At 42.1% G+C, this 11,686-nt stretch carries 10 protein-coding genes; 7 read left to right on the top strand and 3 right to left on the bottom strand.

The annotated features are described in order from the left end of the window. Positions 1-201 precede the first annotated feature (201 nt). Together BLS65_RS09310 and BLS65_RS09315 are read left to right on the top strand one after the other, a co-directional pair. Complete coding sequence (locus BLS65_RS09310; RefSeq protein WP_092438252.1) at positions 202-1,158, top strand: Fic family protein; 957 nt, start codon at positions 202-204, stop codon at positions 1,156-1,158. 265 nt (positions 1,159-1,423) lie between these two features. Continuing rightward, on the top strand, positions 1,424-2,158 hold the full coding sequence (locus BLS65_RS09315) for a YggS family pyridoxal phosphate-dependent enzyme (RefSeq protein WP_092438254.1): 735 nt from the start codon (positions 1,424-1,426) through the stop codon (positions 2,156-2,158). Between the two features lie 171 nt (positions 2,159-2,329). Here BLS65_RS09315 and hydE read toward each other — a convergent pair whose 3' ends face one another. Beyond that, positions 2,330-3,397 (bottom strand): [FeFe] hydrogenase H-cluster radical SAM maturase HydE, encoded by a 1,068-nt coding sequence (gene hydE / locus BLS65_RS09320; RefSeq protein WP_092438256.1) that lies wholly within the window; start codon positions 3,395-3,397, stop codon positions 2,330-2,332. A 166-nt stretch (positions 3,398-3,563) separates the two neighbouring features. On the opposite strand from hydE, the gene BLS65_RS09325 reads away from it, so the two are divergent. The 4 genes from BLS65_RS09325 to BLS65_RS09335 all read left to right on the top strand — a co-directional run bounded on the left by BLS65_RS09325 (position 3,564) and on the right by BLS65_RS09335 (position 7,366). Next, positions 3,564-5,621: an acetate--CoA ligase family protein gene (locus tag BLS65_RS09325; protein WP_092438258.1), complete on the top strand. Its 2,058-nt coding sequence runs from the start codon at positions 3,564-3,566 to the stop codon at positions 5,619-5,621. Between the two features lie 6 nt (positions 5,622-5,627). Continuing rightward, positions 5,628-5,780 (top strand): hypothetical protein, encoded by a 153-nt coding sequence (locus BLS65_RS18230; protein ID WP_170830061.1) that lies wholly within the window; start codon positions 5,628-5,630, stop codon positions 5,778-5,780. A gap of 343 nt (positions 5,781-6,123) precedes the next feature. After that, a complete protein-coding gene (locus BLS65_RS09330) occupies positions 6,124-6,816 on the top strand; it encodes an Mpv17/PMP22 family protein (RefSeq protein WP_092438260.1) in 693 nt (230 codons plus the stop codon). A 28-nt stretch (positions 6,817-6,844) separates the two neighbouring features. Beyond that, positions 6,845-7,366, top strand: coding sequence for a flavodoxin (locus tag BLS65_RS09335; protein ID WP_092438263.1), 522 nt, complete (start codon positions 6,845-6,847; stop codon positions 7,364-7,366). A gap of 68 nt (positions 7,367-7,434) precedes the next feature. Here BLS65_RS09335 and BLS65_RS09340 read toward each other — a convergent pair whose 3' ends face one another. Next, positions 7,435-8,187 (bottom strand): acyl-[acyl-carrier-protein] thioesterase, encoded by a 753-nt coding sequence (locus BLS65_RS09340; RefSeq protein ID WP_170830062.1) that lies wholly within the window; start codon positions 8,185-8,187, stop codon positions 7,435-7,437. Between the two features lie 157 nt (positions 8,188-8,344). Next, positions 8,345-8,743, bottom strand: coding sequence for a hypothetical protein (locus BLS65_RS09345; RefSeq protein ID WP_092438266.1), 399 nt, complete (start codon positions 8,741-8,743; stop codon positions 8,345-8,347). Positions 8,744-9,657: 914 nt separating this feature from the next. Here BLS65_RS09345 and speA point away from each other — a divergent pair. Next, a complete protein-coding gene (gene speA / locus BLS65_RS09350) occupies positions 9,658-11,550 on the top strand; it encodes a biosynthetic arginine decarboxylase (RefSeq protein ID WP_092438268.1) in 1,893 nt (630 codons plus the stop codon). Positions 11,551-11,686 lie beyond the last annotated feature (136 nt).

Below are 11,686 nucleotides of genomic sequence, written 5' to 3' on the forward strand. Positions count from 1 at the left end.
CAATGAGAAAAAACAAGATGAAAAAAACTCAAATTAATTCATAAATTTGGTCACGAAATCATCCTTTTTTTGTGGCACAATATCACCGAAACAAGTGGCACAATATCACCGAAATATCAAGCTAAACAGAAAGTTTCTTGCATATTGAATCAAATCCATTATCTTTGATACTATCATATGATACTATCAAAAAATGAATAAATGAAACCACCATACAAAATAACAGGAAAGATTTTAAAACTAGTAGCTTCTATTTCTGAGAAAATTGGAGAAGTTAACTCTGCACATTTGAGTAAGCCGCCGACTGAATTAAGGAAGAAAAATAGGATTAAGACAATCCACTCCTCACTTGAAATTGAAGGCAATACCTTAACTATTGAACAAATTACGGCAATTGTTGAAAACAAAAGGGTAATTGGACCGAAAAAAGACATATTGGAAGTTAAGAATGCAATTGCGGTTTATGATTATCTGGACAATTTGAATCCATATAATTTTGACTCATTCTGTGAAGCTCATGGAATATTAATGAAAGGACTAATTGAATCAGCAGGCAGACTTAGAACCAAATCGGTTGGAATTGTTAAAGGCTCTGAAGTTACACATATAGCTCCTCCAAGCGAAATGCTTAAGCCGCTAATGAATGACTTGTTTGAATATTTGAAAAATGGGGATGATTTAAATTTAACTAAAAGTTGTGTATTTCATTATGAAATGGAATTTATTCATCCATTCATTGATGGAAACGGAAGAATGGGCAGATTATGGCAAACTCTAATTTTAAAAGACTCATATCCTGTTTTTGAATATTTGCCGATTGAAACATTAATAAAAGAACGTCAAGAACAGTATTATGAATCACTTGGAAAATCTGACAATACAGGAGAATCAACTGTTTTTATAGAATTTATGCTTGAAATTATTCTTGAGTCTTTAGAAGAATTGTTAAGTATTCAGAATGTAAGCTTAACAAATATTGACAGGTTAAACCTTTTTAAATCACTTGTAAAAAAAGACTATTTTACGCGGAAAGAATACCTAATGAGTTTTAGAGAAATTTCATCAGCAACTGCAAGTCGAGATTTGAAATTTGCTGTAGAAAATGGATTAATAGAAAAAATTGGGGACAAAAATACAGCAAGATATAGATATAAATAATGCCTAATAAATAGGACTTTAAGCCGCACTTAGCGCCCAGCGATAACCCCACGGCTCTTTACCGAAGCGATTGCCGCTCGGTTGAACTACATTCAGAGTTTAGTGTTCCTTTTATGGTTCTCCTCTTTACATAGTGTAATTTATGCTTGCTATCTGGTGGTTTGCTGCGGGTTTCTTTGCTCTTGGCCGCATTGCCAAGCAGCCAGCAGTTGCCGAAAAATGAATGTGAGCCCATTGAATAATACTGACTTAAAAGGATAAAAGCATGAGTGACGTATTGAACAACCTTGCCCTAATTAAGAAACGGATATCAGCTGCTTGCGAAAAATCGGGACGAAATCCTCAAGAGGTAAAGTTGCTTTTGGCAACTAAAACTGTTTCGGCCGAAGGCATTAAAGTTGCGCTTGAAGCAGGCGAAACTTTGATAGGTGAAAACAAAGTTCAGGAACTCAAAGAAAAATTTGACGCACTGATACACACTCCGCACAAAAAGCATTTTATAGGGCATCTACAAACCAACAAAATAAAGGATATTTTAAAGTGCGATGTAACCTGTATTGAATCGCTCGACAGGTATGATTTGGCTGAAAAACTGCATCAACGCCTGATGTATGAGCAAAAGAAAATGGATGTATTTATTCAGGTAAATACATCGGCCGAAGAAAGCAAGTTTGGTGTTAGCCCTGAAGATGCAGTTGAGCTCGTAAAGCAGGTTTCGCAGCTAGAGTCTTTGCACATAAAAGGCTTGATGACTATTGGGCTTTTTAGTGCCGAAACTGAAAAAGTAAGACAATGCTTTAAACTCCTTAAAAAGCTGCAGCTCGAAATTATCCAGCAAAACATTCCAAATGTCGAAATGAAAGAGCTTTCAATGGGCATGAGCAACGACCTTGAGGCAGCCATTGACGAAGGTGCTACAATTGTAAGAGTGGGCACAGCCATTTTTGGCCAGCGGATGTACCCCGACAGCTACTATTGGAACGAAAATGAAACCAAGTAATTAACGCACACAGCCACGAATACCACCCGCCACAAGTATGCTATTGCGCGGAATATCGCGCCTAGCCAAACCCCTTGGCTCATGAGCAAAGCGAATAGATCCAACTCGCTTTGGTTTTTAATCAAAGTCTTCGGTCTTCGGACTTCCGTCTTCGGACTCCCGACTTCCTATCTACTTCCCAAAATGCTTCGAATCGCCCCACTCGCCGTAGCCCACCTCGTGGCCGGCAATGTGTACGCGTGCTTCAAGACAGTTCTTGCAGTCCTCCGCAGCATCGTCGGTGCAGGGCTTATTCTCGTACAGCTTGTAGTCGTCGCGGTACTTGCCGGGGGTAATGTTGGGCATTAGAATGTTGGCGCCAACCTTAATGGCCTTCTCGCGCCCCAGCGGATCGATGGCCTGCATGGCCGTTGCTGCCACCATGTTTATATCGGGCATCATCAGCCTAAGAATGGCAATCATCTTCAGGGTAAGCGTAAAGCGCTCTTCCTTTGGCAATAGTAAGTTGGAGTATTTATAGAGTGGTGTATCATGGTGTTCCACAAAGGGACCCATGCCTACCATGTGTACATCCATATCCTTCATAAATAGCAGGTCGTCGGCAAGGTCATCGAGGGTTTGGAAAGGAAGCCCAACCATTACCCCGGTTCCTGTTTGGTAGCCAATTCTCTTGAGCGCTCTCAGGCACTCTAACCGCTCCTCGTAGGAGTGGTCGCCCGGATGGTATTTGTAGTATAGGGCTGGGTTCGAAACTTCTATTCGAAGGAGGTAGCGGTGTGCTCCGGCATCGAACCACTCTTGGTAGGTGGCCTCGTCCTGCTCGCCAAGGGAGATGGTAACCCCCAACTCGCCGTTCGACATCTCTTTTATCTTTTTCAGCAGGTTGGTTATGCGCTTTGTAAAGGCAGGACTCCTTAGCTCGCCCGATTGCAGTGCAATGCTGCCATACTTGTTGTCCCACGCAAACTTCGATACCTCCAGCACCTCCTCGTCGGTAATATTGTAGCGATGAACGTTCTCGTTGCTGTTTCTGATTCCGCAGTAGAGGCAATCCTTGGAGCAGACATTGGACAACTCTATGAGTCCACGGTAGTAAACCTTGTTTCCAATGGTGGCTAGCTTCACGGCCGAAGACTTTTCGAAGAGGGCTGTTTTTTCAGGTCCTTCTAGCGAAAGGAGGTAAATAATTTCCTCCTTGGTAAACTCATTTTTGGAAAGTATCTCGTTCAATTGAATCATAGTAGCGAAGTCGTTGAGGGAGCAAAGATAATAAACAATGAAATTTTAACTGTCGTATTTGTTACACTCTAAAGCTTATTTTCTATTTTACAGCATAAATCGTTTGCGTAAAGGGTGTATTGGCATATATTTGCAATCAGAAAGAAATAAAAACTATCAACACGATATGGTAAATAAGCAATTACTCGATCCCCAAAGCATTGTTGTGGTAGGAGGATCAGATGATATACAAAAACCGGGCGGGAAAGTTCTGAAAAATCTAATTGATTGTGGCTATAAAGGCAAAATATTTGTCGTTAATCCAAAATTAGATGAGGTTCAGGGTGTAAAGGCATACCGGGATGTGAGTGAATTGCCTCAGGTTGATTTGGCAATTATGGCTATTGCCGCCAAATTTTGTCCCGCTACCGTTGAAACATTAACCAAGGAGAAGAATACCCGCGCATTTATTATCCTCTCTGCCGGATTTCACGAGGAGAGCGAGGCGGGCGGAAAACTGGAGCAACAAATTGTGGATAGCATCAATGCAGTGAACGGTTGCCTTATTGGCCCAAACTGTATTGGTATGATGAACGCCAACTATGCCGGTGTTTTCACCACTCCAATTCCTACGTTCGATCCTAAGGGCATCGACTTTATTAGCGGCTCTGGTGCCACTGCCGTGTTTATTATGGAGGCAGGAATTCCTAAGGGCTTAACATTTAATAGCGTTTACTCCGTAGGTAATAGCGCTCAAATGGGTGTGGAGGATGTGCTCAAGTATCTCGATGAGACTTACGATCCCAAGACCAGTTCGCCCATAAAGTTGCTCTATGTAGAGAGTGTAAATAAGCCCGACTTGCTGTTGAAGCATGCTTCCTCGCTCATTCGGAAGGGATGCAAGATTGCAGCTATTAAGTCGGGTAGTTCGGCTGCAGGCAGTCGTGCCGCCTCCTCGCATACGGGTGCTATGGCAAGTCCCGATGTTGCTGTAGAGGCACTGTTCCGCAAAGCGGGTATTGTGCGCTGCGGTGGACGAGAGGAGCTGGCTACCGTGGCCTCCATCTTTATGCACCCTGAGCTAAAGGGCAAGAACATTGCTATTATTACCCATGCCGGCGGACCGGCAGTTATGCTTACCGATGCCCTTTCCAACAACGGACTCGATGTTCCCCATATTGAGGGACCAAAGGCAAGCGCATTACTCGAAAAGTTGTTTGCCGGATCGTCGGTAGCCAACCCAATTGACTTCCTTGCAACCGGAACGGCCGAGCATTTGGGCCTTATTATCGACGCCTGCGAAAACGATTTTGATAACGTAGATGCCATGGCGGTTATCTTTGGTAGCCCTGGTCTTTGCCCAGTTTACGATGTGTACGACTTGCTGCACGAGAAAATGAAATCGTGCAAGAAACCCATATATCCAATTCTTCCATCAGTAATTAACGTTAAGGACGAAATTGCCCACTTCCTCGCAAAGGGACGGGTAAACTTCCCCGACGAGGTGGTTTTTGGTAATGCCTTAGCTAAGGTTTACCATACCCCTAAGCCAATGCCTGAAGTGGCAGAGCTGCCAACGGTTGATGTAAAGGCAATACGGAAAGTGATCGATGGCGTTGATAATGGATACCTATCGCCTGAAGCAGTTCAGGAACTACTTGATGCCGCCGGAATTACTAGGGCCGGGGAGGCTGTGGTTACTTCGCGTGAGGAGGCCGTAAAGGCAGCCGGAAAGTTGGGCTACCCTGTAGTAATGAAGGTGGTTGGACCAGTTCACAAGAGCGATGTTGGTGGCGTTGTGCTCAACGTAAGGGATGCCGAGACAGCAGCCCGTGAGTTCGATCGCATGATTACCATTAAGGATACTACTGCTATTCTTCTTCAGCCTATGCTCTCGGGTGTTGAGCTGTTTGTGGGAGCAAAGCGTGAGGACAAGTTTGGACACTTAGTTCTATGCGGACTTGGTGGTATCTTTATTGAGGTGTTGCACGACGTTAAGGCAGGCATTGCACCAATATCGGTAGCTGAAGCTTCAACCTTTATTAAGAGCCTTAAGAGTTATAAGATTCTGGAAGGCGTTCGTGGACAAGAGCCTGTAAACCAAGAGCTGTTTGCTGAGATGGTGTCGAGAGTTTCGGCATTGGTTACAGTGGCTCCCGAGATTTTCGAGATGGACTTAAATCCATTGCTCGGCCGTAAGGATAGGGTAGTGGCTGTAGATGCTCGTATTCGGATTGAAAAATAAAGATGTATGAGTTTAAAGGAGAAGTATCAGGCATTGACGCCTACGGAAAAGAGTTTTATTTGGATTATCGTTGTTTTGGCTATTCTTGTAGCCTTGCGATGGGAGTACATCTCGGAACGAGTTATAGCCGGATTTAATTTCTTTTTTAATAGAAAGTAGGCTGTAGTGGTTTTGTTTTTAACCACAGAGAACACAGAGGAAAGAACAGAGAAGCACAAAGAAAACATTAGATACTCATTCTTCTAACTTCTTTGACTTCTTTTACTCCTTTTACTCCTTTGACTTCTCCTTTTAACCACAGAAGGCGCAGAGAAAACATTAGATACTCATTCTTCTAACTTCTTTTACTTCTTTTACTTCTTTTACTTCTTTTACTTCTTCTTTTAACCACAGAGAACACAGAGGAAAATTACACAAAACGCGCAGAGAAAACATTAGATAGTCATTCTTCTAACTTCTTTTACTCCTTTGACTTCTTCTTTTAACTTTTAACGTTTCAACAATGAAAAAATCAGATTTATACGTTCTATTGGGAGTAATCCTTTTTTTTCTCCCCTTCTTTCTTTCCGATGCGGTTTACGGTTTCTACGAAACATTCAACAAGGAGCATGCACTTGTAACCAGCTTCATTAAATTTGCATTGCTGGCTACTTTTGGCGAAGCCATTGGCTTACGATTACGTGAAGGTGTTTACAACAAGCAGGGCTTTGGCCTTATTCCTCGTGCAATTGTATGGGGATTTCTAGGACTCACTATCTACATGTCCTTTATAATCTTTTCGAAGGGTATGCCAGAATTTCTTGCAGCCGTTGGGCTAACCGATGCTCCTGCAATTATGAAGGGCGATCTCTCATGGGCAAAACTTCTTGTGGCATTCTCCATATCTGCGGCTATGAATACCATTTATGCTCCGGTTATGATGACCCTGCACAAGATTACAGATATTCACATTGTTCAGCATGGTGGTAAGGTTGGGGGACTTTTTCGTCCAATACACTTTGGTAAAATAATGTCGGGAATGAACTGGGATGTTCAGTGGAATTTTGTTTTTAAGAAAACAATTCCCTTCTTTTGGATACCTGCACATACTATCACATTCCTTCTCCCTGCTGAGATGCGCGTGCTGTTTGCAGCCCTCCTCGGAATTGCATTGGGTGTGCTTCTCTCGCTGGCAAGCCTAAAGAGTGGAAAATAGTTGTATATTTGTAGCAAAGAGAATTATTATGAATAAAGTAGGTATATTTTATGGACCCGTGGGTGGTAGCACCGAGCGAGTAGCCAAGAGAATCGCCAAAGAATTTGGTGAGGAAAACGTAGAGTTGATCCCTGTGCACGATGCAACTGCAGCAGATGTGGAGCGCTTTCAGAACATAATATTTGGTTGCTCTACCATAGGAAAGGCAACATGGCAAGCCGATGCAGTAAAGAAGGATTGGAATCAATTTCGTTCCGAGTTGGCAAATGTTAAGGTTGAAGGTAAGACTTTTGCCCTTTTTGGGTTGGGCGATCATTTAACCTACCCTTTCCACTTTGTGAATGCCATGGGTGAGGTTGCTACCGGTCTGCTGGAGAAAAATGCTAAGATTGTAGGTCGATGCTCGGTTAAGGAGTATGAGTTCAAGGAGTCGATAGCCGTTATTGACGGTGAGTTTATCGGTCTTCCTATTGATGAGGATTTTGAAGCAGAAAAAACCGAATCGCGTGTTAAAAATTGGGTTGTTCGCCTAAAGAATAAGTTTGCCTAAGCATTCTTAATGATATATTGAAAAGGCCAACCGCAAGGTTGGCCTTTCTTGTTTTATCGTTGATGAGTTTAAAACTCAATCAATCCGCGGAAGGCAAACGTATTGGCGGTTGTGTTGAAGCCTTCAAACGAAAACGATTTTTCATCGCTGTTGCTGTGAGTTAGCTGGATTGCTTCGCCCGGCATGATCTCTTTTAGGAAGTTTATTGATAACTTCTTGGGATAGTTGTTTTTGTGAAAATCAATGGGAAATGTATCCATCATCCAGTCGATATAGCGGGTGGCGGTAACGTGACCATTCAAATCGAAATCGAAGAATGTTGGTTTGATCTCCACCGCGTTACCTCCCTTTACAGGAAATAGTTTTTCGGGAAGAATGCTCAATGCATGCTTGTCTTTTAGCTGGTTGAAAATCGAGATATCGCCTTCAAAGGTTTTTGGGCGTTTGGTTTTCAGATCAATAGCAAGCCAACCTGAAGTGGCCTTGGCAACTAGTTGTTGTTCCTGATTGCGAATTAAGTAATCTCTCAGGTATAGAATCTTATCCAAATCCTTGGGCCATGTCTCTACTTCGCACGATTGATACCAGGTAAGAGGCCTTTCAATCTCTATGGTTAGTCGGCTTAGTACCCAAAACAGTTTTTGCTGACGTAAGCCTCCAAAGCCGAATCCAAGGCTATCGGCGGAAGTAATGGCTGCTTGGACTAGAAAATTTGTCAGCGAACTCAGCTTTAAGCGCGCATTCATATCGGTGTCGGCTGAGGTAATCGGGTATGGTAGGCGAAGCGTTGTGTCTTGGTTTTTGAGATGATTACTTTCCATATCGTTCATTTGTAAGTAATGCGTTTGCTGAGTAAAAGTAACGAAAAAGACCAGCCGTGCGGCTGGTCTTTTCTAGTATTTTAGGGCATTATTAATTGTTGGAGTGAATCCGCTCATTTTAATATACCAATAATCAGTTCGGGTATCAGGTTAATTGTTATTCAAACCAGTTTTCTATAAGGACCTTTTTGTCCGATTGATAGTCAATTAATGGATAATGCACTTCCACATTGTTCTCAATAGTATAGTTCCAGTATCCCATAGAACCAGCTGGAGTGATAAAGGTTCTTTTTAGATAGAGCCTGTCTCCAACTGCAAAATCACATTTCTTACTATAGGCCGATATTTTACCAAAGATAGTGTCTCGGGATGTTTTGATCCAAATAATATTCGGCATTCCTGTGAGTTCTGGTTCAGTGTAACGATAAGTAACGAACTGGCCAACATACTTTCTAGTTAAGAATATTCTATCCTCCTCAAAGTGAGACGAACTATTATTCGTTGTGCTACACGCGGTAATAATGCCAGCAAAAAGTAGAAATAAAAGGGTTCTCATTTTTATGGTTACATTAAATTCTCCCTGATAATTTTTTTTGGAGATACGAATATAAAGGTTTTGGAGTGAAAAATGTTTAGTAATATCCCTGTTTTGTTTGGATTACTTTATGTGACTGTTGCTGCCCGTATGAGGATGCAATTGCAATAGAACACAGAATTGCTATAAATATTGGTTTATGAGTTTAGTCGTATTGTAATGCAATTCTCCTTTGTTTAGTAATGCAGTATAACGAACGAAGATACTGCAAATATAACTATTCTAGCAATATTTATTATTCTATTTTTTTTGCAGTAAGACACCATACAATGCACCGACCACCAAATTGGAGTGGATGGTTATAATTTGTTAGATTATTTTATCAAACTGGCATTTGGGGGAATCGGGCTTATGCTTCTTGTGCGAATATGGGAGTCCAGTATCCTCGCGCTTCCCCTGCTGAGACTTATACTATGGGGAACAGCTGGATATGGATTGGTTGCGTTTCGCAATTATATTCTTCTTTTACCACTCCGGTCAATCATAGATATGTTGAGATTCCTCTAGCTAGAAGCAATTGAGCCCGTTGGAATATGGATAACCTTGATCCCCTTTGTTCGATTGAGGTATTATAGAACTCTTTTTTTGGAATTTCGCCAAAGGATGAAACAACCAATGCATCTTAATTCGATGTTTGGATAAATATTTATACCATTTCGTTTTTTAATGTATTATTCACATCAGTAGCATGGTATGTGTTTTTTAGTGGCGATTTTTTGTTGAAAAATGCAAGGTGTTGCGTATATTTATGAGCGATGTGTGAAAAAAAATGAGAATCGTTATTATTTATGGTTTACAATGCCTAATTTCGCTGCGGTTTTTAACCAGTGTAACTAGTTGTTAGTAAATTATTAAAGGGGTAATTATTTTAGCGAATGAGAAAGTGGCGTATTGATGATTCGGCCGAACTCTACAACGTAGCAGGTTGGGGAGTAAACTATTTTTCGATCAACGACAAAGGCAACGTTGTGGTGACACCCAAAAAAAATGGTGTTGAGGTCGATTTAAAGGAGTTGGTTGAGGAGCTTACACTCCGAGATGTATCGGCTCCCATGCTGATACGGTTTCCGGATATTTTGGATAACCGGATTGAAAAGATGTCGAGTTGCTTTAAGATAGCAGCCGAAGAGTATGAATATAAGGCGCAGAATTTTATCATATACCCCATAAAGGTAAACCAAATGCGTCCCGTTGTTGAGGAGATTGTCAGCCACGGAAAAAAATTTAATATTGGTCTGGAGGCCGGTTCAAAACCTGAACTTCATGCCGTTATTGCTATCAATACCGATAGCGATTCGCTGATTATCTGCAACGGGTATAAGGACGAAAACTATATTGAACTTGCACTTCTAGCCCAGAAAATGGGCAAGCGCATTTTTATTGTTATTGAGAAGTTGAATGAGCTTAAGCTAGTGGCTACCATTTCGCGTCGCTTAAAGATTAAGCCAAACATCGGTATTCGTGTCAAACTTGCCAGTTCCGGTAGTGGAAAGTGGGAAGATTCGGGCGGTGATGTTAGCAAGTTTGGACTTACCTCAAGCGAGTTGCTTGAGGCACTAGATTTCTTGGAGAAGAATAAGCTTAAGGATTGTCTTCGCTTGGTTCACTTCCATATCGGGAGCCAAGTAAACAAGATTCGCCGCATCAAAATTGCCCTTCGCGAAGCTTCTCAGTTTTATGTGCAGCTCTACAAAATGGGATTTAACATCGACTTTGTAGATATTGGAGGTGGACTCGGTGTGGATTATGATGGCACCCGCTCATCGAACAGTGAGAGCAGCGTAAACTACTCCATTCAAGAGTATGTGAACGACTCTATCTTTACCATTGTAGATGCGGCCAATAAGAATGGCATTCCTCATCCAAATATTATCACGGAATCGGGTAGGTCGCTCACGGCTCATCATTCTGTGCTCATATTTGAAGTGTTGGAAACAACGTCCATTCCTACGTGGGACGATGAGGAGGAAGTGGGACCAAACGAACATGAGTTGGTTTGCGAACTTTACTCGCTGTGGGATAAGCTTAACCAAACCGGAATGCTTGAGACGTGGCATGATGCCCAGCAGATCCGCGAGGAGGCGCTTGATCGGTTTAGTCTTGGACTACTCGATCTTAAAACTCGGGCTCAAGTAGAGCGGTTGTTCTGGTCCATTGCCAAAGAGATCAACCAGATGAACGGTGAAACAAAGCACGGCATGGAGGATTTCAGATCGCTCCCTAAGTTGCTTTCCGATAAGTATTTTTGCAACTTCTCCCTGTTTCAGTCGCTTCCCGATTCATGGGCGATCGACCAGATATTTCCCATTATGCCCATTCAAAGGCTTGATGAGAAACCCGATAGAAACGCAACCATTCAAGATATCACCTGCGATTCGGACGGCAAAATTGATAACTTCATCTCCACCCGTAATTTCTCTTACGACTTACCGGTTCACTCCATAAAGTCGAAGGAATCGTATTATATAGGTGTATTCCTTGTGGGCGCTTACCAAGAAATCTTGGGCGATTTGCACAATCTCTTTGGCGATACCAATGCGGTTCACGTATCGGTGGGTAAGGATGGCTACTCTATTGATCAAATTATTGATGGAGAGACAGTTGCTGAGGTATTAGACTACGTGCAGTACAATTCCAAGAAGATGGTTCGTACCGTTGAAAGTTGGGTAACCTCTTCGGTAAAGGGTGGAAATATTAGCGTGGAAGAGGGGAAGGAATTTCTTTCGATGTATCGCTCCGGCCTTTACGGTTATACATATTTAGAGTAGTCTTTTATGCTACATATAATTAGAAGGTGCTCTATATAGGGCACCTTTTTTTGTAACAAAAGGTTTGGTTTAAGTCGCTTTCTTTTCTTCATCAGAATTCGAAGATCAAAACACTCCTGTTCAAGCCATAAGGATA

Origin of the sequence: Williamwhitmania taraxaci (genome assembly GCF_900096565.1) — a bacterium.
Classification (GTDB): Bacteria; Bacteroidota; Bacteroidia; order Bacteroidales; family Williamwhitmaniaceae; genus Williamwhitmania; species Williamwhitmania taraxaci.